This window comes from Hydrogenophaga aquatica, assembly GCF_054780915.1.
Window position 1 is genome coordinate 46,248 of the sequence record NZ_BAAGVK010000010.1, and the last position, 23,840, is coordinate 70,087.

Annotated in this window: 23 protein-coding genes; 15 read left to right on the forward strand and 8 right to left on the reverse strand. The window is 66.3% G+C overall.

The genetic code is table 11. The annotated features are described in order from the left end of the window. Window position 1: 1 nt before the first annotated feature. Together ACYVHH_RS07150 and ACYVHH_RS07155 are read right to left on the reverse strand one after the other, a co-directional pair. On the reverse strand, window positions 2-1,276 hold the full coding sequence (locus ACYVHH_RS07150; protein ID WP_460564446.1) for a beta-ketoacyl-[acyl-carrier-protein] synthase family protein: 1,275 nt from the start codon (window positions 1,274-1,276) through the stop codon (window positions 2-4). 83 nt (window positions 1,277-1,359) lie between these two features. After that, complete coding sequence (locus tag ACYVHH_RS07155; RefSeq protein WP_460564447.1) at window positions 1,360-1,599, reverse strand: acyl carrier protein; 240 nt, start codon at window positions 1,597-1,599, stop codon at window positions 1,360-1,362. Window positions 1,600-1,901: 302 nt separating this feature from the next. Here ACYVHH_RS07155 and ACYVHH_RS07160 point away from each other — a divergent pair, with 302 nt between their 5' ends. Then, on the forward strand, window positions 1,902-2,603 hold the full coding sequence (locus tag ACYVHH_RS07160; RefSeq protein WP_460564448.1) for a phosphatase PAP2 family protein: 702 nt from the start codon (window positions 1,902-1,904) through the stop codon (window positions 2,601-2,603). Window positions 2,604-2,653: 50 nt separating this feature from the next. On the opposite strand, the gene ACYVHH_RS07165 is transcribed toward ACYVHH_RS07160, so the two are convergent. Together ACYVHH_RS07165 and ACYVHH_RS07170 are read right to left on the reverse strand one after the other, a co-directional pair. Beyond that, window positions 2,654-3,640: a Bug family tripartite tricarboxylate transporter substrate binding protein gene (locus tag ACYVHH_RS07165; RefSeq protein WP_460564449.1), complete on the reverse strand. Its 987-nt coding sequence runs from the start codon at window positions 3,638-3,640 to the stop codon at window positions 2,654-2,656. A gap of 108 nt (window positions 3,641-3,748) precedes the next feature. Continuing rightward, the gene (locus tag ACYVHH_RS07170) at window positions 3,749-4,678 is read right to left on the reverse strand and encodes a dihydrodipicolinate synthase family protein (protein ID WP_460564450.1); all 930 of its coding nucleotides are present in this window, start codon (window positions 4,676-4,678) and stop codon (window positions 3,749-3,751) included. Window positions 4,679-4,862: 184 nt separating this feature from the next. On the opposite strand from ACYVHH_RS07170, the gene ACYVHH_RS07175 reads away from it, so the two are divergent. After that, the gene (locus ACYVHH_RS07175) at window positions 4,863-5,786 is read left to right on the forward strand and encodes a LysR family transcriptional regulator (RefSeq protein ID WP_460564451.1); all 924 of its coding nucleotides are present in this window, start codon (window positions 4,863-4,865) and stop codon (window positions 5,784-5,786) included. Window positions 5,787-5,838: 52 nt separating this feature from the next. On the opposite strand, the gene ACYVHH_RS07180 is transcribed toward ACYVHH_RS07175, so the two are convergent. Then, complete coding sequence (locus ACYVHH_RS07180; RefSeq protein WP_460564452.1) at window positions 5,839-6,381, reverse strand: hypothetical protein; 543 nt, start codon at window positions 6,379-6,381, stop codon at window positions 5,839-5,841. 107 nt (window positions 6,382-6,488) lie between these two features. Between ACYVHH_RS07180 and ACYVHH_RS07185 the strand changes: the two genes are divergently transcribed. From ACYVHH_RS07185 to ACYVHH_RS07195, 3 genes are read left to right on the forward strand one after another with little or no spacing between them, the layout of a single operon-like run. Next, window positions 6,489-7,460 (forward strand): LysR family transcriptional regulator, encoded by a 972-nt coding sequence (locus ACYVHH_RS07185; RefSeq protein WP_460564453.1) that lies wholly within the window; start codon window positions 6,489-6,491, stop codon window positions 7,458-7,460. Beyond that, window positions 7,457-8,326 carry a metallophosphoesterase gene (locus ACYVHH_RS07190; RefSeq protein ID WP_460564454.1) on the forward strand — a complete coding sequence of 290 codons (870 nt, stop codon included), beginning with the start codon at window positions 7,457-7,459 and terminating at the stop codon, window positions 8,324-8,326. The genes ACYVHH_RS07185 and ACYVHH_RS07190 overlap by 4 nt, the downstream gene beginning before the upstream one ends. A 33-nt stretch (window positions 8,327-8,359) precedes the next feature. Beyond that, window positions 8,360-8,782, forward strand: coding sequence for a universal stress protein (locus ACYVHH_RS07195; protein WP_460564455.1), 423 nt, complete (start codon window positions 8,360-8,362; stop codon window positions 8,780-8,782). 9 nt (window positions 8,783-8,791) lie between these two features. Here the strand turns inward: ACYVHH_RS07195 and ACYVHH_RS07200 are convergent, their stop codons facing one another. Beyond that, entirely contained in the window at window positions 8,792-9,706 is a 915-nt protein-coding gene (locus ACYVHH_RS07200; RefSeq protein WP_460564456.1) for a LysR family transcriptional regulator ArgP, read from the reverse strand. A 114-nt stretch (window positions 9,707-9,820) separates the two neighbouring features. On the opposite strand from ACYVHH_RS07200, the gene ACYVHH_RS07205 reads away from it, so the two are divergent. The 3 genes from ACYVHH_RS07205 to ACYVHH_RS07215 all read left to right on the forward strand — a co-directional run bounded on the left by ACYVHH_RS07205 (window position 9,821) and on the right by ACYVHH_RS07215 (window position 12,747). Then, window positions 9,821-11,158: a D-amino acid dehydrogenase gene (locus ACYVHH_RS07205; RefSeq protein ID WP_460564457.1), complete on the forward strand. Its 1,338-nt coding sequence runs from the start codon at window positions 9,821-9,823 to the stop codon at window positions 11,156-11,158. Between the two features lie 135 nt (window positions 11,159-11,293). Beyond that, window positions 11,294-11,833, forward strand: coding sequence for a flavin reductase family protein (locus tag ACYVHH_RS07210; protein ID WP_460564458.1), 540 nt, complete (start codon window positions 11,294-11,296; stop codon window positions 11,831-11,833). Next, a complete protein-coding gene (locus ACYVHH_RS07215; protein WP_460564459.1) occupies window positions 11,830-12,747 on the forward strand; it encodes a DMT family transporter in 918 nt (305 codons plus the stop codon). Before ACYVHH_RS07210 ends, ACYVHH_RS07215 begins: the two co-directional genes overlap by 4 nt. Window positions 12,748-12,751: 4 nt before the next feature. Here the strand turns inward: ACYVHH_RS07215 and ACYVHH_RS07220 are convergent, their stop codons facing one another. Further along, a complete protein-coding gene (locus ACYVHH_RS07220) occupies window positions 12,752-13,618 on the reverse strand; it encodes an HDOD domain-containing protein (protein ID WP_460564460.1) in 867 nt (288 codons plus the stop codon). Between the two features lie 225 nt (window positions 13,619-13,843). Here ACYVHH_RS07220 and ACYVHH_RS07225 point away from each other — a divergent pair, with 225 nt between their 5' ends. From ACYVHH_RS07225 to ACYVHH_RS07250, 6 genes are all read left to right on the forward strand, one after another. Continuing rightward, entirely contained in the window at window positions 13,844-14,866 is a 1,023-nt protein-coding gene (locus ACYVHH_RS07225) for an ABC transporter ATP-binding protein (RefSeq protein WP_460564461.1), read from the forward strand. A gap of 63 nt (window positions 14,867-14,929) precedes the next feature. Then, the gene (locus ACYVHH_RS07230) at window positions 14,930-16,201 is read left to right on the forward strand and encodes an ABC transporter substrate-binding protein (protein ID WP_460564462.1); all 1,272 of its coding nucleotides are present in this window, start codon (window positions 14,930-14,932) and stop codon (window positions 16,199-16,201) included. After that, entirely contained in the window at window positions 16,201-17,178 is a 978-nt protein-coding gene (locus tag ACYVHH_RS07235; RefSeq protein ID WP_460564463.1) for an ABC transporter permease, read from the forward strand. Before ACYVHH_RS07230 ends, ACYVHH_RS07235 begins: the two co-directional genes overlap by 1 nt. Window positions 17,179-17,790: 612 nt before the next feature. Further along, complete coding sequence (locus ACYVHH_RS07240; RefSeq protein ID WP_460564464.1) at window positions 17,791-18,678, forward strand: ABC transporter permease; 888 nt, start codon at window positions 17,791-17,793, stop codon at window positions 18,676-18,678. Window positions 18,679-18,680: 2 nt separating this feature from the next. Then, window positions 18,681-19,388, forward strand: coding sequence for a GntR family transcriptional regulator (locus tag ACYVHH_RS07245; protein WP_460564465.1), 708 nt, complete (start codon window positions 18,681-18,683; stop codon window positions 19,386-19,388). A gap of 7 nt (window positions 19,389-19,395) precedes the next feature. Beyond that, entirely contained in the window at window positions 19,396-20,112 is a 717-nt protein-coding gene (locus tag ACYVHH_RS07250) for an aspartate/glutamate racemase family protein (RefSeq protein WP_460564466.1), read from the forward strand. A gap of 1 nt (window position 20,113) precedes the next feature. Here ACYVHH_RS07250 and ACYVHH_RS07255 read toward each other — a convergent pair whose 3' ends face one another. After that, on the reverse strand, window positions 20,114-22,258 hold the full coding sequence (locus ACYVHH_RS07255) for an acetoacetate--CoA ligase (RefSeq protein ID WP_460564467.1): 2,145 nt from the start codon (window positions 22,256-22,258) through the stop codon (window positions 20,114-20,116). A 150-nt stretch (window positions 22,259-22,408) separates the two neighbouring features. On the opposite strand from ACYVHH_RS07255, the gene ACYVHH_RS07260 reads away from it, so the two are divergent. Next, entirely contained in the window at window positions 22,409-23,689 is a 1,281-nt protein-coding gene (locus ACYVHH_RS07260; RefSeq protein WP_460564468.1) for a solute carrier family 23 protein, read from the forward strand. Window positions 23,690-23,840: the final 151 nt, after the last annotated feature.

The window sequence follows — 23,840 nt, forward strand, 5'->3', positions numbered from 1 at the left end:
GTCAATCTCGGGAAACGACAGGGGGCGGGGCGCGGAACGCCAGCACGGCGTTGCTGCCTCCGAATGCAAAGGAGTTCGACAGCGCGGCGCGCAGCTCGATGCCGTGGCGGCCTTCCAGGACATGATCGACGCCTTCGCAGGCGGGATCGATGCGACCGCTGAGGTGGGCTGTGGGCGGGATGGCCTGTTCGCGCAGGGCCATCACGGTCACCACGGCCTCGATGGCGCCAGCGGCGCCGAGCAGGTGGCCGTGCATCGACTTGGTGGCGCTCACCGGCAGCCTTTCGGCAAGTGGGCCGAACACCTCGCGGATGGCGCCGATTTCGGTGGGGTCACCTTCGGCCGTGGCTGTGCCGTGGGCGTTGATGTAACCGATGTCCGATGTGGCGAGACCGCCATCGGCCAGCGCTGCGCGCATGGCGCGCGACTGTCCGTCCCGGTCTGGCCGGACCAGGTGGGTATGGTCACAGCTGCTGCCATAACCCACCAGTTCGGCGTGGATGCGCGCGCCGCGCGCCTGGGCATGTTCCCAGTCCTCCAGGACCAGTGCCGCACCACCTTCGCCCAGCACCAGGCCGGTCCGGTCCTTGGCGAACGGGCGGCAGGCGCTCGGCGCGGTATCGGCGTCTCCGGTAGCCATCACGCGCATGGCCTCCCAGGCGCGTATCACGCCATACGACTGGCACATGTCCGAGCCGCCGGTCATCATGACGTCGGCCTCGCCACTGCGCACGCGCCGGAACGCTTCGCCGATGGCGATGGCCGACGATGCGCAAGCCGCTGTGTGGCTGGTGCTGACACCGCCGAGCCCCAGCTGGATGGAGATGTGGGCGTTGACGGCGTTGTTCATGCCCAGCACCACCGACAGGGGGGACAGGCGCTCACGTCCCTTGAGCCACATCTCGCGGCTGCCGCGTTCGTAGGCGGCCACGCCGCCCAGGGCCGTGCCCCATATGCAGCCCCAAGTCTGGCGTGCAGGTCCGCTGTCCCCGGCCGGGCGCGGCAGTGCCGCGTCGTCCCACGCCGCGAACGCCGCAGCCGTGCCGAGTTGCGCGAAGCGCTCCATCATCAGGGCCAGGGGTTTGCCGAGGACGGCCTCAGGCTCAAACCGCATGCAGCTGACAAAGGGCGTGGAAAGTGGCTTTGGCGGCTCGTCTGAAACGAACTGGCGCACGGCCGATTCGCCCGCCAGCAGGCGGGCGAAGAAGTCGGCAGTGTCACCGCCGTAAGGGCTCACCAGCCCGATGCCGGTGATGGCGACGCGGCGCGGGTGCATGTCAGCCTCCGCCGAGCCGCCTCAAGGAGGCTGAAGCCCCCTCGGGGGGGCGCGAACAAAGTGAGCGTGGGGGCCGCGTCATGTCAGGCTGTGCGTGCGGCTGCCAGGTTGTCGATGATGGACATCATGTCGCCAACCGTCTTGGGCGGCGTCTGGTCAGAGGAAATTTCTATGCCCAGGCGGTCCTCGGCTTCGAACATCAGCTCGGCCAGCATCAGGGAGTCGACGCCCAGGTCGGCCAATTGGGCGTCGGCCAGAATCTTCTCGGGCTCAACACCCAGGCGTTCGGTCAGGAAATTGCGGATCAGGTCAATGGAGTTCATGCTGGTCGGTCGACGAAAGCGCCGCCGCTACGCACCCCATGACGGGCAGTGGCACGGCAAATCAACAAGGGATCCCTCACTTCACGTGGCCGCTCTTGTGGATGATTCCGACGGCCTTGACGTATGCGTTGGTGGTTTGGTGCCTCTACAAGCCTGCGGGCCTGAAAAGCACCTAAATTATACAAATGACATTTGCGCGCGTGGAGTCTGCACCAGTATGTGTACCTGGGGTGCAACGGTAGTGTTGAGTTAAATTCGGACGGACGGTTTGCATACGTTTTGCGACTTCAAACAAACGATTCATGGCATCAATCACTGAAACAGGGTGGCGCAAGCACGTGCTATCGAGGCTCTGGGTACTGTGGCCTGTCAAGGCCGCGGGTACCATGGCCTTCATGACGCTGTTCTTCTGGGCGTACTTCTGGCTTCTGCGCAACCCCAGGACGGAGCCGTGGACCATGCCCGTTTTGCGGGTGGACGAGTGGGTGGCGTTCATGCCAGCGGGATTTCTGGCCTATGCGTCGCTGTGGGTGTATGTGTCGCTCCCCCCCGCGTTGATGCCTGACTTCAAGTCGCTGGTGCGTTTCGGCAGCTGGACGGCCGGGTTGTGTGTGTTCTGCCTGGGTATTTTTTGGCTGTTTCCAACCCAGACACCGCCCTTCGCCATCGACTGGGCGCTGCATCCCGAATTGGCGTTCATGAAGAACCTGGACGCCGCAGGCAACGCCTTCCCTTCGCTGCATGTGGCCACGGCGGTCTATTCGGCCATCTGGCTGCGGCACCAGCTCAGAGAGATGTCGGCGCCGCCGCTGCTCAACGGCCTGAGCGTTTTGCATTGTCTGGCCATCGTCTGGTCCACGATGGCCGTGCGCCAGCACGTGTTCCTGGACGTATTGGCGGGTGCCATCGTCGGATGGGCCTTTGCCTGGGCGGCTCTGCGTGGTGAGCGTGCTGCAAGCGTCGGTGGTGCCAGCCTGTTGGCTGCTGTGCCTGCGAGAGACTGACAGCCAAAAAGCCACCGGGGAAACCGGTGGCTTTTTGCTTCAAGAGAGCCTTACTCCGGCTTGAAGCCTGACGCCCGCAGCAGCTCAGCGCTGTGCTGCACGTCGTTTTCGATGAAGCGCCGGAACTGCGGGATGCCTTCCGCGACCGGCTCCAGGCCGATCGGGCCGAGCGAGCCCGCCCGGTTCAAGTCGCTCATTGCCGCGTTGATGGCCTGGTTCCAGGCGGTGGTGGTTTTTTCCGCAGTGCCATTGGGCGCCCACACCCCGTACCATGACGAATACACCAGACCCGGGAAGCCGCTTTCGCTGGCGGTGGGAATGTCGGGCGCAATGGCGGATCGTTTGGCAGAGGTCGTGACGATGGCCCGCACCTTGCCGTCCTTGGCCATGGGCAGCAGGGAGACGATGGAGTCCACCAGGATCTGTGTGTGTCCACCGGCCACGTCCGCCAGCGCAGGCGCGGTGCCGCGGTAGGCAACTGTCGTCAGCTTCAACTGGCCTTGCCGGGCGAGCATCAATGTGCCGATGTGGCTGGCCGAACCATAGGCGGGAAGGGCGGCCGTCCATTTGTCGGGCTGCTGGCGGGCGTTGTCAACAACGTCCTGCAACTTGCGCTGGGGCAGGTTGTTCGCAATGACCATGAGCAACGGGGCCTCGGCGACGCGGGCCACAGGCATGAAGTCGGTCACGGGATCGTACGGGGCCTTGGCCAGAACTTCCTTGGCCAGCACGTGGGTGGACGCCGAAAACAGCAGGGTCTGTCCATCTGCCGCCGCGTTCTTGACCGCCAACCCGCCAATGGTGCCGCTGCCGCCTGCCTTGTTTTCCACGATGACCGTGATGCCGGTGTTCGCCTGGAGCTGCTTGGCCAGCAGGCGCGCAGCCGTGTCCACACCGCCGCCCGGGGCGAACGGCACCACGAGTTTGACGGGGCCTTTGGGCAGGTTGGCTGCCTGGGGCGTGTTTTGTGCCGATGCAGGCAGGCCCGCCAGCAGTACAAGGGCTGCTGCTGCGAATGATTTGACCGGGTATTTCATGTCTGTCTCCTGATGGTAGTGTCGGTCGTATGTCCTGTGGGCGGGAAGGGCCCGGCAGCCCTGGTGACGAGGTCAAGCCTCGACCAGGGGCGCCGGGCCGGCGCAGCTTCAGGCCACCTTGCCCAGGCCTGCCGCGGCCATGGCCTCGGCGATTTCCTTGTCTGCCCCTTCGGCCAGCGGCAGCAGCGGCGAACGCACGGTGGCGTGGTCGAGCAGGCCGCGCGCAACCAGTGCCCATTTCAACGCCACCGAGCCTTCCATGTGCGAGCCACGGTGATAGACGTTTGCCGTCACCGGCAGCAGGCGGTCGTGCAGTTCGCGCGCTTTCTTGTAGTCCTTGGCTTTGCCCGCAGCGATCATTTCCACCAGCGGTTCCGGTGCAATGCAGCCGTAGCCCACCAGCGCGCCGTCCACGTCGAACATGGTGTGCAGCAGGTATTCGTCGTGGCAGGTCAGCACCGGCACGTTCGGGCGCTCCTTGCGGAACACCGGGATCTCGCGGTCCCAGCGCTTCATGTTGCGCACACCGTTCTTCATGGCCACCACGCCAGGTTGCGCGGCGATGTCAAGCAGCGTCTCCAGGTCGTAGCTGGCCTTGGTGGCATCGGGGTACTGGAACAGGATCATCGGCAGGCCGCTGGCTTCGTAGATGGCCTTGTAGCGGTCCTGCGGCGCACCCTTCTGGTAGCCGAAGCGCAGCCAGCCGTGCGAGGGGTAGATCAGGCCAGCGGAGGCGCCTGCCTTGACGGCACGTTTGGCCTCTTCTGCGGCCACCTGGGTGCCTTCGAGCGTGATGCCCGCGATGATGGGCAGCCGGTCGCCCACGGATTCGCGAAAAGCCTCGATCACTTTGAATTGCTCGTCGCGTTCCAGGAACGTGCCCTCGCCAGCGTGGCCAAGCACGGTCAGGCCCTTGACGCCCTCGACGCTGCCGAGCCATTTGCCGATGCGGTTGATGGCGGCGTAGTCAACGGCGCCGTCGCGGGTGAAGGGGGTCACGGGGGCGGGTACCAGGCCGCGCAGGTCAAGGGTTGTCATGGCAATCTTCCTCTGAATAAGTCAAATTCCGCGGTGGCATGTGCCACCTGCGGGGTGGCGGGCCGGGGTCGGGTGGACCTTGTCAACCGGCTTGGATGTGACTTTAGGGAGGTGTGAGCTATATTTGAACTGTCAAAGCATGCATTTCAGTCATGCAGTATTCGTATGGCTCGAGGGGCAAAACATGATGGACCAGGCAGCCTGGCGGCTGTTTCTTGACGCGGTGGAGCAGGGCAGCCTGAGCAAGGTCGCACTGGCCCGGGGCACCAGCCAGCCCCACGTGAGCCGCCAGATCAGTGAGCTGGAAGACAAGTGCGGCGGCCGCCTGTTCGTCCGCACGGGCCGCGGCGTGGCATTGACGGAATTCGGCCAACGCATTGCACCCAGGGTGCGCGCCTGGCTCGAAGGCACGGACCAGCTCGAAAACGACATCCTTTCCTCGGCGGCCAGACCCGTCGGCCGGGTGCGTCTGGGCATCCTGCCGTCGCTGGCACATCCTTTTGTGAGCACCTTGCTTCGGCGGCTGCATGAGCGTTACCCGCTGATCCAGCTGCAGGTGCGCGAAGGGCAGGGGGCGCAACTGGAAACCTGGCTCGACGACGGAGGCATTGACCTGGCTTTTCTGTTCCGCCATGGTTTGCCGGGCAACCGTGACGCCCTGGCGCTGGTGGAAACGCAGACCTACCTGGTGGGCGCGGTGGGCGATCCTTTGACCAGCCAGGCCACCGTGGAGTTTGCCCAGCTGCACGGCTTGCCGCTCGTGACCTTTTGCCGCCCCAGCGGCTGGCGCGATCTGCTGGAGCAGGTGTCGAGGGAGCGGGGGATTCGCCTGAACGTGGTGATGGAGGCGGACTCGCTCGCCTTGCAGATGGGCGTGGTGGAAGGCGGGGATGCCTACGCACTGCTGGGTTTCTACGCCATTTCAGAGGGGCTGGCGCAAGGGCGCATCCAGGCTGCGCGCGTGGAGTCCCCGCAACTGCCCCGCCATATCGCCATGGCACTGGCCAGGACAGGGCAGTTGACACCGGCCGTGCGGACGGTGATGGACGAGGCGCGCGATCTGGCCAAGGAGCTGGCCGGTCTTTTCAGCCAGTCGGGCCGCCCATGAAAAAACCGCCCCAGGTGGGGCGGTCAATGCACGGGTCGGCAGGCGTCCGCGTTCAGACGTAGTAGACGTTGCGGTAGCGGCGCAGCCAGGTGTTGGCGTACTCGATGTCCTGGTCGACGTTGGCGCTGCGGGCAGCGTCGGCGTCGTAAGCCGGGGCGTCTGCAGCGGCCTTTTCGGTAGCGGCTGCAGCAGCCTGGATTTCGTAACGGTCACGGGCGGCCTGCAGGTCGGCCATCACGCGGGCGTCGGACTGGGCCAGGGCCAGGTAACGGGCTTCGGCGCGGGCTTCGGCACGGCGGCGGGCCCAGGCGTCCAGGCCAGCCATCACACGCTGCGACATGCGGCGGGCCGTGCCTGCCAGCAACAGCGTGCCGGCAAACACCACGGCCCACATGGCCACCCAGGCGGCCATCAGATGGCCGTCGGCCCAGGTGGCGATCAGCTGGTCGGCCACCACGGCCAGGGCTGCGACGGCGGCAGCCAGCAGCAGGGCTGCCAGCGGGCGGGAAGATTCGGTGCGGCGCGCCTTGGGGGCGGCGGCGTTGGCGGCAGGGCGGTTCAGACCACCGGCGGGAAGGGATGCGATCGTGCTCATGGGTAACCTCCGTAAGTGTTGCGGTGCAACATCAATGGGGCGAATATTAGGGTAAACCCCAGATGTGTGCCAATTTATTTTTGTGATGACTTACATTCACATCCAGTATGAATGAGTTGAACTTCCGCACACTGGACCTCAACCTGCTGCGCGTTTTCGACGAGGTGATGGCCGAGCGCAACCTGACGCGCGCCGCGCACAATCTGGCGACCACGCAGCCTGCGGTGAGCAACGCCCTGAGGCGCCTGCGTGAACTGGTGGGCGACGACCTGGTGCGCCGGTCGGGGTATGGCGTGGAGCCCACACCGCTGGCGCTGACCCTGTGGCCCACGGTGCGCGATGCCTTGCGGCAGTTGCGGGAATCGCTGGCACCAGGGGGCTTCGACCCAGGGCACGCGCAGAACCACTTCGTGCTGGCCATGGCGGACGCCACGGCGGCCAAGATCATCCCCGGGCTGGTGGACATCCTTGACCGCGAGGCGCCGGGCGTGACGCTGCGCGTGCTGCCGCTGACCACCCGCGACCCGCGTGCCTTGCTGGACCACGGCGACGTGGATCTGGCCATTGGTCACTTCCCCGGGGTGCTGGCCGAACTCAGCGCCACGCATCTGCAGGAAAGCGCGCCCCGCTTCATGTCGCGGCGGCTTTACGACGGTGAGTACGTGGTGGTCATGCGCAAAGACCACCCGCTGGCGGCCAAACCCCTGACCCTGGACGAATACTGCGCGGCGCGCCACCTGCTGGTGAGCTTTTCCGGGCGCCCTTTCGGTTTTGTGGACGAGGCGCTCGCGGCAGCGTCGCGCCGCCGCCGCGTGGTGCTCACCGTGAACCAGTTCTTCACGGCGGGCCAGGTGGTGGCCACTTCCGATCTGCTCACCGTGCTGCCACGCCACTTCCTGGGCAGCACCGGGCGCGAGAGCGAACTGGTCTGCCGCCCCATTCCGCTGGATGTGCCCACCGTGCACGTGGACATGCTCTGGCACCGTCAACAGCAGGGGTTGAGCGCGCAGCAATGGCTGAGGGATGCGGTCTGGCGCGCGGGGCAGGACGTGCCGCAGGCGAATGGGGGGGCAGCGTGAGGATTCAGCTCCTGAGCGACCTGCACCTGGAGGCCAACCCAGGTTACGTGGCGGAGCCGGCGCCCGGCGCCGATCTGCTGGTGCTGGCGGGCGACATCGGGTCATACCAGTTGCGCCGGGACGGCACCTGCATGGAAGAGCCCGACTGGGCCCTGCAGCGCTTCTCGCCGCTGGCAGCCTACGCGGGCTGGCCGGTGCCCGTGGTGTTCGTGCCGGGCAACCACGAGTACGACGCGCTGGACTTTGACGAGACCCATGCCCGCTTGCGGGCCACCTGCGAACGCCTGGGGCTGATCTGGCTGGAGCGCGAGTCCATGGTTCTGGACGGCGTGCGCTTCATAGGCACCACCTTGTGGAGCGATTACGACGCCCTGGCCGATGCCGCGCCCAGGAAGGCAGTCAAGAACCAGGAGGCGCCCGACCCCCTGGCCCGGCGGCTGCGCCAACGCCACAAGGCGTTTCGCGCGGCCAACTTCTACCTGGAAAAAATGGCCACCCAACGCGCCGGTGCGCTGTTCGACGCGGAAGCCATGCGCATGGAGGCGCTGCGCTGCCAGAACTGGTTGCACGAGCAGCTGGTGCAGCGGCACGACGGCCCGACCGTGGTGGTGACGCACTTTGCGCCCAGTCTGCGAAGCGCCGACCCGCGCTACGGCCTCACGCCGGGCACGGCGGGTTTCTGCAATGCCCTGGATGCCTGGCTCGATCACGCCGACCTGTGGTTGCACGGGCACCTGCACTGCCCGCACGACTACCGCGCCGGGCGTTGCCGCGTGGTGGCCAATCCCATGGGGTACGCCGACAAGGGCGAGCAAGGGGGCTTCCTGCCCCAGGGCTGCGTGGACGTGCACTGGGAGCGGGCGTAAACTCCCCGGAGGAATACCCGGAAGGAGACCTCCATGCGCATACTCCTGGCTGTCGATGGCAGCAAGCACAGCAAGAAGATGCTGGCCTATCTGGCCAACCACCCCGAGTTGCTGGGCTCCGGCAACGATTTCACGGCGCTGACGGTGTCCGTGCCGTTGCCGCCGCGCGCCCGCCTGGCCATCGAAAAGGCGGTGCTTGATGGCTATTACGCCGAGGAAGCCGAGAAAGTCCTGGCGCCTGTGCTCAAGTTCCTCAAGCGCCAGGGGGTGGCCGCCCAGCGGGTCGCCAAGGTCGGCCGCCCGGGCGAGGTGATCGCCAAGGTCGCCGAGGTGGACAAGTTCGACCTGGTCGTGATGGGGTCACACGGGCACGGGGCCCTGGGCAGCCTGCTGATGGGCTCGGTCGCCACGCAGGTGCTGGCGCATTGCCGGACGCCGGTTCTGCTGGTGCGCTGACCGCCCCCGTCAACCCTGGGCGAGCGCGCGCGCGGCTGCGCCGCGCAGCGCCTGGCTCAGCGTGTCCAGCACGTCGGACGCCAGATTCCAGCAGTGCCAATAGAGCTTGACCTGCTGGGTGTGGCGCTTCGCCACGTTGACCAGTTCCCCGCGCTTGAGCAGGTCCTGCACCAGCAGTTCAGGCACCACGGCCACGCCCCAGCCCGCCAGCGCAGCCCGCACCTGCCCTTCCGATGAAGGCACATACAGCTGCTTGAGCATGACCTGTGGCAGACCGAACGCACCGGCCACGAAGTCCCGCTGCAGGTCGTCCTTGCGGTTGAAGGCGATGAACGGCACCTTGTGGAAGTTGTGCCGGGTCAACGATCCGCTCAGGGAATGGTCAGCGTACTCGGGCTGTGCCACCGCCACGTAGCGCATGGCACCCAGGGGTTCCATCTTGCAGCCGCGCAGGGCCTGGCCCAGCGAAGTGACGCAGCCCAGCACCTGGCCTTCGCGCAGCCATTCGTGCGTGAAGTCCTGGTCGTCGTGGATGATTTCCACGGGCAACCCGCTGTGCGCCAGTGGTGTGAGCGCAGGCAGCGCCCAGGTGGCGATGCTGTCGGCGTTGATGGCGATGGAGATGCGGTCCTCGTCGCGTTGGCCGTGGGTGGAGTTGGGCGCCAGCTCGCGCAGGTCGCGCTCCAGGTCGGCGCGCAGCAGCCGCATCATCTTGGCGTGCTTGAGCATCAGCTGTCCGGCGGCTGTGGCCTTCAGGGGCCGGCTTCGCACGATCAGCACCGTCCCCACCTGCGCCTCCAGTGAGCGCAGGCGCTGCGACACGGCGGACTGGGTGATCGAAAGGCGTTGGGCGGCGCGCTCGAAGCCGCCTTCCTCAATGATCGCGGCCAGGCATTCCAAGGCGTCGGGGTCGAATGTGCTCATGTTGTCTCCATCAGTTATTCTGATGATATCCGTTTTGGTTTAATTTCACTTCATTTTGTGCGCAGCCTTTTGCATACTCGGCGACAGTTTTCTGTTCATCCAAAGGGGCACAGCATGAGAGTCGCGGTTCTGGGCGCAGGCATCATCGGTACGAGCACGGCATGGCACCTGCTGCAGCGCGGGCACGAGGTCACCCTGATCGACCGCCAGCCCGACGCGGCGCTGGAGACCAGCTTTGGCAACGCGGCGCAGATCTCGGTGAGTTACTGCGAGCCCTGGGCCAACCGCGAGGCGCCGCTGAAGGCGCTGAAGTGGATGTTCGACAAGCAGGCGCCGCTGCTGTTCCGCCCGCAGCTGGACTGGGCCCAGTGGAGCTGGGGCCTGAAGTTCCTGGCCCAGTGCAACGACGCTGCCTTCGAGCGCAACGTGGCGCAACTGGTGGCATTGGGTGCCTACAGCCACGAGGCCCTCAAGGCCATGGTGGCGCAGACAGGCATCGAATACCAGCGCATGCAGCGGGGCATTGCTCACTTCTATTCCGACCAGAAGTCCTTTGACGGCGCAGCCGAGGCCGCGGAGGTGATGCGCCGTCACGGCGTGCAGCGCCGCGTGGTGAGCCGGGAGGAACTGCTGCGCATCGAGCCTGCGCTGGCGGGTTATGGCCAAAGCATCGTTGGCGGCACCTACACCAGCACCGACGAGCACGGCGACGCGCGGGTCTTCACGCAGAAGCTCGCGGCGCTGTGCGGCGAGGCGGGTGCGCGCCTGTGGTTCAACCACGACATTGAGCGCATCGAGGTGGCGGGCGGTGAGACCCGCGCCGTGCAGGTGCGTGACCGCCACAGCGGTCAGGTCAAGACGGTGCAGGCAGACGCCTACGTGGTGGCCTGCGGCTCTTACACCACGCCGCTGCTCAAGACCGTGGGCGTGAACGTGCCCATCTACCCGGGCAAGGGCTACAGCGCCACGCTGCCGCTGCTGCGGCCCGAACTGGCGCCCACGGTGAGCATGATCGACGACCAGCGCAAGATTGCCCTGTCGCGCCTGGGTGACAAGCTGCGTGTGGCTGGCACCATCGAGCTGGGCGGTTTTGACTTGGCATTGGACACGCCGGTGGCGCGTGCGCGTTGCGAGCTGCTGGTCAAGCGCATCGAGCAGGTCTTCCCGGGGGTGATGGACACGCGCCTGCCCGAAGAGGGGGGCAATCCGGAGTTCTGGTGCGGCCTGCGCCCGGCAACGCCGACGAACATCCCGATGATTGGCCGCACGCCCGTGGGCAAGCTGTGGATCAACGCGGGCCACGGCACGTTGGGCTGGACGCATGGCGCGGGTTCGGGCCTGGCCATGGCAGAGCTGATCCACGGGGAGCGCCCGGCCATGAACTTCCGCTTCTGCGGGGAAGCAGCGCTGCCTGGGCGGCGGGCTGCGGCACCGGTGGGGGCGCTGGCCTGAGGGGGCACTTCGCCGAGAGGCTCTGGGGGCCAAGCCTGCCGCCGCGAGAGACGCTCGCCCGCGTAAACGGCTCCCAAACACAGAAATAGGCCCGCAACAGCACCCTCGGCAGCTTTGGCCGACAATCGTGGGCCTATGCCGTCCCCCAAACACTCTGCCGAGTCGCCTGCCGAAGACTACTACCCCGCGCCCGAAGCGCCCAACGCCCAGAGCTTGCGCGCTGCGCTGGGGCGTTTCGCCACGGGGGTAACGATTGTCACGGCCAAGGCTGGCAACGGCCGTCTGGTCGGTTTGACGGCCAACTCTTTCAATTCCGTCTCCCTCAACCCGCCGCTGGTGTTGTGGAGCCTGTCGCGCACGGCAGCGTCCATGGCCACCTTTGCCGAGGGCTCGCACTACGCCATCAACGTGCTCGGCGCGCACCAGCGCGAGCTGGCCGAGCGTTTTGCCACCAAGGGTGTGGACCGCTGGCAGGGCGTGCGCTACCAGGAGGGCGCAAGCGGTGCCCCGCTGCTGGAAGGCACCGTGGCGGTGTTCGAATGCTTCAACCGCAGCCGCTATGACGAGGGCGACCACGTCATCTTCGTGGGGGAGGTGGAGCGCTGCGCGCACCGCACGCACGTGCCGCCGCTGCTCTACCACGGCGGGCGTTTCTACACCGAGCACCCGCTGTGAGCCAGGCCCTGACCGCGCCCGCCCGCAAATCCCATCTCGACGGACTTGCCATCACCTTGCTGGTGGTGTGTTGCGCCTTCTGGGGTTTTCAGCAGATCCTCATCAAGTCGACAGTGGGGGAAGTGCCGCCACTGTGGCAGGCGACGCTGCGCTTCTGGGGCGCCACGGTGTTGCTGTGGCTGTGGTGCCGGCGGCGTGGCGTGGCCTTGTTTGCGCGGGACGGCACCCTTTGGCCTGGCCTGCTGGCCGGGTTGCTGTTTGCGGGCGAATTCACGGGTATCTACCTGGGCCTGATGCACACCACCGCGTCTCGGCTCACGGTGTTCCTCTATACCTCGCCCTTCGTGGTGGCGCTGCTGTTGCCGCGTTTCGTGCCCAGCGAAAAGCTGCGCACCGTGCAATGGATTGGACTGTGCCTGGCGTTCGCGTCGGTGGCCGTGGCGTTCAGCGAGGGGCTGAGCAACGGCAAGCCCTCGCAGTTGCTGGGTGACGCCATCGCCTTGGCTGCAGGCACCTTGTGGGGCCTGACGACCCTGACCATCCGCACCACGCGCCTGGCCACGGCCAGTGCGGAAAAAACGCTCTTCTACCAGGTGGCCGTGACGGCGGCGGTGGCGCCGCTGTTTTCGCTGGCGCTGGGTGAGCCCTGGGGTCTGAGCTATTCCGGGCACGCCTGGGGGTCGATCTTCCTGCAGACGGTGGTGGGCGCTTTTGCCAGCTACCTCACCTGGATGTGGATGCTGCGCCACTACCCGGCCACGCAGATGTCGTCCTTCGTGTTCCTGACGCCGGTGTTCGCCCTGCTGTTCGGCGTGGGGCTGCTGGGTGAGCCGCTGACGCTGAAACTGGTGCTGGCGCTGGTGGGCGTGGCGGTGGGCATCCTGCTGGTGAGCCGCCGCCAGTTGCGTTCCTGAAGCGTCAGGCCAGGTCCACGGCCTCGAAGGCGGGGTGGAGCTCGTCCACCCAATGGTCGACCTCGGTGGTGCCAATCTGCAGGTGCCGCAGGCATGGCTCGCCGTGCAGGCGCCAGTCGGCGGGTTCCGCCACGCCTTCGTGCTGCTGCACCAGGTATTCCGCGATCAACCCCATCGCCACCAGGTGGCGAATGGCGTCGGGAAAGCGCGCGTCTTGCAGGGCCGAGAAGTCGTGGTGCAGGCGGATGGCCACCGCCACCTCGGCAGGCAGGTGCCAAGTGCGTGCCACGATGGCACCCACCACGGCATGGTCTGTGCGGTGGTTGGCGTTCTCGGTCTGGGTGAAGGTGCGGTCCTTGCGGGCCAGCGCCTCGGTGATGGTGCTGCCGTAGCCCTTGACGCCGCGCAGCATCACCGGCATGCCCACGTGGCAGAACAGCCCGAAACTGTAGGCCAGCCCGGGGTTCATGCCATAGAGCTGGTGCCCGATGTGATCGCAGGCGATGGCCCGGCGGGTGGAGCTTTCCCAGAAATGCCCCAGCAGCGGTGACTGCACCTGCAGGGCGTGCCGGTTAAGGAAGCCGGTGAGCAGCTGCACGGCGGGGCGCAAGCCCAGGACGGTAAGGGCCTGACCTACGGTGTGCACGGGCTGGGCCAGGGCGTAGAGCGGGCTGTTGGCCTGGCGTATCAGGGCGGCGGCCATGGCCACGTCAGCACTGGCAATGCGGTCCAGTTCGGTGACGTCCGGTTCGCCGTGCGCGGTGGCTTCCTGCAACTGGCGCAGCAGCTCGGGGCAGGGCGGGATGATGATGTCGCGCACCGGGCCGGTCTTGCGGGCGCGGTCGAGTTCGTCCTGGATGTGTTGGGTCACGGCTTGCGGCAAAATCGAGAAAAAAGATAAAAACAGGCATCCGAGAACACCTCTAGTGCACACATTGTGCACGTTTTCATGAGGACGGGGCGTGAAATCGAGGTGCTCACCTTGCACCACCTGGGCGCGCAGCGCACCTTTTGCGTACTTTTTGAGTCATTTTTGTATTCAATCCTGTGAAAAGTTTGCGTACAAACTTGGCACGGGGATTGCATGAGGGCGTGCATGAGCCACGCCACCTCCTCTCCGCCGCTGGAACTGATCGCACTGACGAAGCGCTACGCCAACGGTGCCACCGCCGTTGACCGTATTGATTTGCGGATACCGGCAGGCAGTTATTGCTGCCTGCTGGGCCCTTCCGGGTGTGGCAAAAGCTCCACACTGCGCATGATCGCCGGGCACGAGGTGGTGACGGAAGGTGACATCCTGCTGGGCGGGCGCAACATCACCGACTTGCCTGCCGCCGAACGCGGAACGGCCATGATGTTCCAGAGCTACGCGCTCTTTCCGCACCTGAGCGCGCTGGACAACGTGGCCTTCAGCCTGAAGATGCGCGGCATGGGCGCGGCCGAGCGCCGGGCGCAGGCACAGGCCCTGCTGGAGCGCGTGGCCATGGGGCACCTGGCCCAGCGCAAGCCGGGCGAACTGTCGGGCGGGCAGCAGCAGCGCGTGGCGTTGGCGCGCGCGCTCATCATGCGGCCGCAGGTGCTGTTGCTGGACGAACCCCTGTCCGCACTCGACCCCTTCCTGCGCGTGCAGATGCGCGCCGAATTGCGCAGCTGGCAGCGAGAACTGGGGCTCACCTTCATCCACGTGACCCACTCGCAGGAAGAGGCCATGGCCCTGGCCGACCAGATGGTGGTGATGAACCATGGCCGCATCGAACAGGCGGCCAGCCCGCGCGAGGTGTTCAACCAGCCAGCCACCGAATTTGTGGCCAGCTTCATGGGCGGGCATAACGTGTTCGACAGCCCGGACGGGCGCGTGGCCGTGCGTGCCGACCGCCTGGCGGTGCACCTGGATCAGGCCGAAGCGCAGTGGGGGCCGCACGCCCATGGGCAGGTGCGCGACATCGAATACCAAGGCACCTACGTGCTGCTGGGCGTGGAGCCCGCGCAGGGCGGCCGCAGCATCCAGGTCAGCTTGTCCGAGGCTGATTTCCAGCGCGTGCCAGTGGCCGTGGGGCAGCCGGTGTGGCTGTCGTGGCAAGCCGAACAGGCCCACCCGCTCAAGCCCGCGCAGCCTTGATTCCTTTCCTTCAACCGCTGCCTGACGGTCTCAGGTCTTTCATCCCACAAGGAGTGCACGTCCATGTCGAACACCGTTGACAACACCAGCGCCGAACCTCAGCGCCGCCAACTGCTCAAGGGCGCGGCGGCCATCCTGGCCACCGGCATGTTCCCGGCCATCCACGCGCAAGAGAAGGTGACGCTGCGCTACCTGGGCACCGCGGTCAACCAGGACAAGGCCATTGCCGAGAAGTTCGAGGCCGACACCGGTATCAAGATCCAGTACGTGGCCGTGACCACCGACGAAGTCACCAAGCGCGCCATCACCGCGCCCAACAGTTTCGACCTGATCGACACCGAGTACTTCTCGCTCAAGAAGATCATTCCCACCGGCAACCTGCAGGGCATCGATACCAAGCGCATCAAGAACGCCGACAAGATCACCACGCTCTTCACCAAGGGTGAAGTGGGCGGCAAGAAGGTGGGCGACCAGGGCACGGCACCCAAGAAGGTGATGTACCTGGACAAGCCCGGCAGCAAGGCGTTTTCTGCCGCGCCCACGCAGTTCATGACGCTGATCCCCACCGTTTACAACGCCGACACGCTGGGTATCCGCCCCGACCTCATCAAGCGCCCCATCAGCTCGTGGGCCGAACTGCTCAACCCCGAGTTCAAGGGCAAGGCCGCCATCCTCAACATCCCGTCCATCGGCATCATGGACGCGGCCATGGTGGTGGAGGCCATGGGCCTGTACAAGTACCCCGACAAGGGCAACATGACCAAGGCCGAGATCGACCTGACGATCAAGACGCTGATCGAGGCGAAGAAGTCGGGCCAGTTCCGCGCGCTGTGGAAGGACTTCAACGAAAGCGTGAACCTGATGGCATCGGGCGAGGTGGTGATCCAGTCGATGTGGAGCCCGGCGGTGACGGCGGTGCGCACCAAGGGCCTGGACTGCGTGTTCCAGCCGTTGAAAGAGGGCTACCGCGCCTGGGCGGCGGGCTTCGGCATTCCGAAGACGCTGTCGGGCAAGAAGGCCGATGCGGCCTACGAGTTCATCAACTGGTTCCTGGACGGCTGGGCCGGTGCCTACCTGAACCGCCAGGGCTACTACAGCGCCGTGCTGGACACCGCCAAGGCCAAGATGGAGCCCTACGAGTGGGCCTACTGGATGGAGGGCAAGGCAGCCACCAAGGACATCAAGAGCCCCAACGGCGACCTGTTGGCCAAGGCGGGCAGCGTGCGCGACGGCGGCAGCTATGAGCAGCGCATGGGCGGCATTGCCTGCTGGAACGCGATCATGGACGAGAACGAGTACATGGTTCGCAAGTGGAACGAGTTCGTGGCGGCGTGATGGACACCCCCTGCGCCGCTTCGCGTCTTCCCCCTGAAGGGGGACGCTCCCAGTGGCCCGGCAAAGCCGGTTCCACGGGAGCCCTGGGTGGACGCCGATCTGGCCGGGGGGTGCACCCCTGGTGGCAGGCGCTGCCGTTTTCGGCGGTGTTCGTGGTGTTTTTCCTCGTGCCCCTGGGGCTGGTCGTCATGGTCAGCTTCTGGGACTTCAACGAATACGAGTTGCTGCCAGCGTTCACCTGGCGCAACTACGTGTCGATGTGGGAGGGGTGCGGCCGCCTGACGGACCACGGCGATTTCTGCGTCACGCTGTCCACCTACCTGTCAACGCTGAAGTTCACGCTGCTGGCCTGGGGGCTGACGCTGGTGCTGGGTTTTGCGCTGGCGTATTTCCTGGCATTCCACGTGCGCAGCGCGGGGATGCAGACGCTGCTGTTTGTGCTGTGCACGGTGCCGTTCTGGACGTCCAACGTCATCCGCATGATTTCGTGGGTGCCGCTGCTGGGGCGCAATGGGTTGGTGAACCAGGCGCTGCAGGGCGCGCACCTGACCGAGGCGCCGCTGGACTGGCTGCTGTTCTCGGACTTTTCGGTGCTGCTGGCCTACGTGCACCTGTACACCATGTTCATGATCGTGCCCATCTTCAACTCGATGATGCGCATCGACCGTTCGTTGCTTGAAGCCGCCAGGGACGCGGGTGCCAGTGCCTGGCAGACGCTGTGGAACGTGGTGGTGCCGCTGTCGCGCACGGGCATTCTCATCGGCTCCATCTTCATCGTCACCATCGTGATGGGGGACTTTGTGACGGTGGGCGTGATGGGCGGACAGCAGATTGCGTCCATCGGCAAGATGATTCAGGTGCAGACCTCGTACCTGCAGTTTCCGCTGGCGGCGGCGAATGCGGTGGTGCTGTTGCTGACGGTGCTGATGATCATCTGGGGCCTGACCCGGGTGGTCGATATTCGCAAGGAGCTGTGAGGGTGCTGTCTTGCTGTCACGCTGTGTGGGCGGGCTGCGGCATGCCTGGCCCTGCGGGGGCTCATCCAGGGTGGTCGGCTTTGCCGACTGCGCTGTGTCTGACGGCCTGGGGCTGGCGCGGCGGAACTCACTGCGCGTTTCTGGCGAAACGCTCCGCTCGAACAGCCGCCGCGAGTCAGTTACGAAGCGCGCTACGCGCGCCCAGCCCCAGACCGCCAGACACAGCCACCCCGGAAAATCGCCCTCACAGGGCCAGGCCTACCGCAGCAGCCAACACTGTTGATGCACAACCAGTGGTGTGCCTGTACTTCGTCGGCCAAGACGGGCCAGCCCAGGCTTTGGCGCGCCGTTGCGAGGTGCCGAGAAGCGCAGATGCCGTGGCCAGCGCGCGCAGCGCGCTTCGTCCTCATATTTGCGGCGGCTGTTTGAACGGAGCTCACAAAGTGAGCGCAGTGAGTTCCGCCGCGTGGCCACGGCGTCGAGCATCGCAGGGAAGCCCCTGCTTTGCAGGGGCCGCCTCGCGTCAAGCGCCGGGGCCTGGGCTGGCCCGTCTTGGCTCGCCAACCAACTGCAAGCACCCTGACAACAATCGAAGTGGAATGGATAACTGACATGTCCAGAGTTCGCGAACCCCGCGCCCCCGGCTTCTGGCCGCTGGCCATCCTGTTCGGCCTGTTCGTGCTGTTCCTGTACGGGCCCATGCTCACCATCTTCGTGCTGAGCTTCCAGGGCCCCGAAGGCGGGCTCACCTTCCCCATGCGCGGCACCTCGCTGCACTGGTACCGCCAACTCGCCGAAGGGCTGGGCGTGGTGGATATTGGTGCAGCTTTCAAACGCTCGCTGGCGCTGGGTGGCACGGTCATGGTGCTCACGGTGGTGCTGTCTCTGCTGGCGGCGCTGGCCTTTCGCAAGCGGCTGCGTGGCGGCAACGCGGTGTTCTACGTCACCGTGGCCAGTCTGATCATGCCGTCCATCGTGGTGTCGCTCGGTATCGGTCTGCAGTTCCGCCTCATCGACACGGCCCTGCGCAGCGTGTTCGAGCACTGGGAAATGACCGCCTGGCTGGAAGAGTTCAACACCAGCCTGGGCCTGTTCAGCTCCGCTCTGGGCGCACACCTCACCTGGACGCTGCCATTCGGCCTGCTCATCATGTTCGCCGTGTTCAACCGCTTCAACCCGGCTTACGAGGAAGCTGCGCGCGACCTGGGCGCCACGCCATGGCAGACCTTCTGGCATGTGGTGATGCCGCTGATCGCGCCTTCGGCCATTGGTGTGGGCATGTTCGGCTTCACCCTGAGCTGGGACGAGATCGCGCGCACCTCGCAGGCCATCGGCGACGTCAACACCCTGCCGCTGGAGCTGCAGGGCCTGACCACCACGGTCACCACGCCCGCCATCTACGCGCTGGGCACGTTGACCACGGTGGTGTCCTTCGCCGTCATGGGATTGGCGATACTCGCCACATGGGCACTCAGAAAACGTCAAAGAAGCCAGGCTTGAGCATGGAGACAGAAACCCCCACAGCTGCCGCGACAGACGCGCAGATGTACGAACGCATCGTCTCGGCGGTGCTGGATCACCGCTTGCTGCCCGGCACCAAGCTGGTGGAAGACCGGCTGGCAGAGGCCTTTGGCGTGTCGCGCACACGCATCCGGCCCGTGCTGGTGCGGCTGGCCAACGAGAGCCTGGTCACCATGATCCCCAACCGGGGTGCCTTCATCGCGCAGCCCACGCCGCAGGAGGCGCAGGAAGTGTTCGAGGCGCGGCGCCTGATCGAACCCACGTTGGTGGAGCGCTTCCTGGAGCGTGCCAGCGACGCGGACATCGCCAGCCTGCGCGAGCTGATCGACGCCGAGGAAGCCGCGCGCGCCGAGGGCGAGCAGCAGCGTGCCATCCGCCTGTCGGGCGAGTTCCACCTGCGCATTGCCGAGGTGTCGGGCCATGCCACGCTGGGGCGCATCCTGCGCGAACTGGTGTCGCGCACCTCGCTCATCCTCATGACCTATGGCCCGGCGGGCAATGTGCAGCGCCAGCACGCTGCCACCTGCGGCTGCGACGAGCACCGCGCGCTCATCCAGGCCATGCGCCTGCGCGCCACGCCTGAGGCCACGCGGCTGATGCGGGAACACCTGTTGCGCATCGAAGCCGGGCTGGTGTTCCCCGACAGCGCGCCTGGCACGGGCGACCTGGCTGACATCCTGCGCCTGTGAACACAGCATGACGCGACGCCTCCTCATCATCAACCCCAACACCTCGGCGGACATCACCGGCGCGGTGGCCAGCCTGGTGGCACAGGCCAGCCCGCCAGACGTGGCCGTGCAGGCGGTGACCGCGCGCTTCGGCGCCCCCTACATTGCCAGCGAGGCCAGCTACGCCGTGGCCGCGCACGCCACATTGGATGCCTGGCGCCACGCCACGCAAGGGCAGGCTGGCGGGGCGGTTGGCGGGCCGGACGGCATCGTCATTGGCTGCTTTGGCGACCCGGGGCTGCATGCCCTGCGTGAACTGGCGGCCTGCCCGGTGACCAGCCTGGCCGAAGCGGCGCTGGCCGAGGCCGCACGCCATGGCCGTTGCGCCATTGTTACCGGCGGGCATGCCTGGAAGCCCATGCTGCAACGTCTGTTGCCCGCGTTGGCCTGGGGTGAACAGGTGCAGGACATTGAAACCGTGGAGCTCAGCGGCGCGCAACTGCGTGCCGACCCTGTTGCCGCGCAGGATCTGCTGGTGGCGGCCTGTCACCGGGTGCTGGCGCGCCAGCCATTGGAGGCCATCATCATCGGCGGGGCCGGGCTGGCGGGCATGGCGGCGGCCATGCAGGCGCGCGTGCCCGTGCCACTGATCGACAGCGTGGCCGCAGCAGCCAACTGGGTCTGGCAGGCCGAGCCGTCGGCAGGCCAGGGCTGCCCGGCCTGGCTGGAGGGCGCCGCAGCCTGATTCAGCCGTTGGGGCTGCCCGCGTGCCGCTGCTGGTGTGCGTTGGCAAAGGCCACGTACCACGCCAGGCAGCCGGGGTTGGCCATGGCGTCGCGGTTGACCACCTTGTTCAGCGGCTGGCCCAGCAGCAGTTTCTTGATCGGCAGCTCCTGCTTCTTGCCGCTCAGGGTGCGCGGTATTTCGGCGACTTGCACGATCTCGTCGGGCACGAAGCGCGGCGACAGCGTGCTGCGGATGGCCCCAGCGATACGTTCGCGCAAGGTGTCGTCCAGCGTCACACCCGGGCGGAGCACCACGAACAAAGGCATGTAGCTTTCGCGGCCCAGGTACTCCAGGTCGACCACCATGGCGTCCAGCACCTCGGGCAGGGCTTCCACGGCGGCGTAGATTTCGCTGGTGCCCATGCGCAGGCCGTGGCGGTTGATGGTGGCGTCGGACCGGCCGTAGATGACGCAGCCGCCGTCCGCGCCCACCTTCAGCCAGTCGCCATGGCGCCAGACGCCGGGGTACATGTCGAAGTAGCTGGAAAGGTAGCGCTGCTTGCCTTCGTCGTTCCAGAAGTACAGCGGCATGGACGGGATGGGCTGCGTGCACACCAGTTCGCCCACCTCGCCGACGAGGGGGCGGCCATCTTCGCTCCAGGCCTCCACGGCGCAGCCCAGCTGGCGGCATTGCATTTGGCCCGGCACCTCAGGCAGTTCGCGGTTGCCACCGATGAAAGCCCCGCAGAAGTCGGTGCCGCCCGAGATGTTGCACCACCAGACAGAGCCCCCACGCTCCTCCGCTGCGCGGGTCGCTGCCCCCCGAGGGGGCTGATTCGCCTTGGGGCGGCCCTGCGGCGAATCGACCTCGTTCCCACCTGTTGACTCCAAACTGGCGAACTGCGCGCTGCCCCAGCGTTGCACGTCCTCGGCCAGGGGGGAGCCGGTGGTCCCCAGCGCGCGGATGCGGTGCAGGTCAAACCCATCAGCCCGCAGAGCCTGCAGGTCCACGCCCGCCTTCATGCAGTTGGTGTAATAGGCCGCGCCAGCGCCAAAGAAGGTGACCTTGTGCCGCGCGGCAAAGCGCCACAGCACGTTCCAGTCGGGCTGTTCCTTGCTGCCGCCGGGGTTGCCGTCGTACAGCACGATGGTGGCGCCCGCAGCCAGGCCGGTCACCTGGGCGTTCCACATCACCCAGCCCGTGGAGCTGTACCAGTGGAAGCGTTCGCCCAAGCTGTTGGCAGCAAAGCTGGGCCCCACGTCGTTGTGAAGCACCATGGCCGACAGCAAGGTGAGCAGGATGCCGCCGTGCCCATGCACGATGGGCTTGGGCAGGCCAGTGGTGCCGCTGGAGTAGACCACCCACAGCGGGTGTTCGAACGGCACCCACTCGGGCTCGAAGGCGGCGGTGGCAGCGTTGTCGCGGTCGGTCAGGGTGTCGAAGTCGGCGGCGCCGGGCACGCGTTCGGCGGCGTAGGGGGTGCGCAAGGTCACCACGTGCTGCAGGCTGGGCAGGCCGTCGCGCAGTTCGGCCACGGTCGCCGAGCGGTCCATCGGGCGCCCGCCGTAGTGCACGCCGTCGGCGGCGATCAGCACCTTGGGTTCGATCTGGCTGAAACGGTCCAGCACGGCGGCGGTGCCCATGTCGGGCGCGCACACGCTCCAGACGGCGCCAATGCTGGCGCAAGCCAGGAAGGCGACCGCCGTCTCGGGCACGTTGGGCAGGTAGGCGGCCACGCGGTCGCCGCGCTGCACGCCCATGTCCTTCAACGCCAATGCCAGGGACGCCACCTGGCGGCGCAGGTCGGGCCACTGCAGCATGCGCACCCGGCCGCGTTCGTCCTCGCTGATGATGGCGGGTTGCCCGGCAGCGTGCGCCGCGTCACAGTGCCGCAGCACCTGCCGGGTGTAGTTCACCTGCGCGCCGGGGAACCAGTGGAACTCGGGCATGGGGCCACCCGTCAGCACGGCGCTGTGCGGCGTGGGCGACTGAAGCTCAAAGTAGTCCCAGATGCTCTGCCAGAAGGCGCTCAGGTCGGTGGTGGACCAGCGCCACAGGGCGTCGTAGCTGTCGAACGTCAGCCCCCGCTGCTCGCGCAGCCAGTTCTGGTACAGGCGCATCTGGGGCACGTAGGGCGGCGCGGGGGTGGCGCTGGCGGTTTGCATCTTTGGGTCTCCTCAGCGGGGAGCATAGGGCAACGGTCAATACTGTTTCTATCGCCTGGGTGTCAGGGGCGCAATACCCTGGCTTGCATGCCCTTGTTTTGTGCAGGCAGAATCTCGCCACTTTCCAAACTTCGAGGAGTGAGATTCACCATGTTCCAATGGACAGAAAAATCCGACGCGGCCCTGCAGGCGGGCGGCGTCATCGGCCCCGATGAGCGTCTGCCCTGGCCGCAGACCACCGTCATGGGTGTGCAGCACCTCATCGCCATGTTCGGCGCCACGGTGCTCGCGCCCATCCTCATGGGCTTTGACCCCAACGTCGCCATCCTCATGAGCGGCATCGGCACGCTCATCTTCTTCGTCATGACCGGCGGCAAGGTGCCCAGCTACCTGGGTTCCAGCTTCGCCTTCATCGGCGTGGTGATCGCGGCCAGCGGCTACGCGGGGCAGGGGCCCAACGCCAACATCGGCGTGGCGCTGGGCGGCATCATCGCCTGCGGTTTGCTGTACTTTGTCATCGGCGCCATCGTGCAGGCGGTGGGCACGGGCTGGATCGAGCGCTTCATGCCCCCGGTGGTCACCGGATCGGTGGTGGCGGTCATCGGCCTGAACCTGGCGGGTATCCCCATCAAGAACATGGCGCCCACGGGTTTTGACGCGTGGATGCAGGGCGTCACCTTCGTGTGCGTGGCGCTGGTGGCGGTGTTCACCAGCGGCATGGTGCAGCGCCTGCTCATCCTCATGGGTCTCATCATTGCCAGCGTCATCTACGCGGTGCTCACCAACGGCATGGGTCTGGGCAAACCCATGGACCTGAGCGGCATTGCCAACGCGGCGTGGATCGGCCTGCCCAACTTCAGCGCGCCGGTGTTCAGTGCCAACGCCATGCTACTGATCGCGCCCGTGGCCATCATCTTGGTGGCCGAGAACCTGGGCCACATCAAGGCCGTGACCGCCATGACCGGCAAGAACCTGGACCAGTACATGGGCCGTGCCTTCATGGGCGACGGCGTGGCCACCATGGTCGCGGGCAGTGCCGGGGGCACGGGCGTCACCACCTACGCCGAAAACATCGGCGTCATGGCCGCCACCAAGATCTACTCCACCGCCATCTTCGTGGTGGCGGGCACCATGGCCATCGTGCTGGGTTTCAGCCCCAAGTTCGGTGCCGTCATCCAGGCCATTCCGCTGGCCGTCATGGGTGGCGTGTCCATCGTGGTGTTCGGGCTCATCGCCATCGCGGGTGCCAAGATCTGGGTGGACAACCGCGTGGACTTCTCCAACAACAAGAACCTGCTGGTGGCCGCCATCACCCTGGTGTTGGGCACCGGCGACTACACCCTCAAGTTCGGTGAATTCGCGCTGGGCGGCATCGGGACGGCCACTTTCGGGGCCATCCTCCTGCACGCGCTGCTTAACCGCAAGAGCTGACCAGTCGCGCGCCACACCAAGGCCTGCTCGCCCGCCGGGGCGGCAGGCCTTTTTTCTGTGCGCAGGCTTCGTCAGGGTAAACCCGCTGGGCCGCAGTAACCGGCTATTACCCCTTGTGCCACCTGCCCGCCAACAATCAAGGCCTGATCCA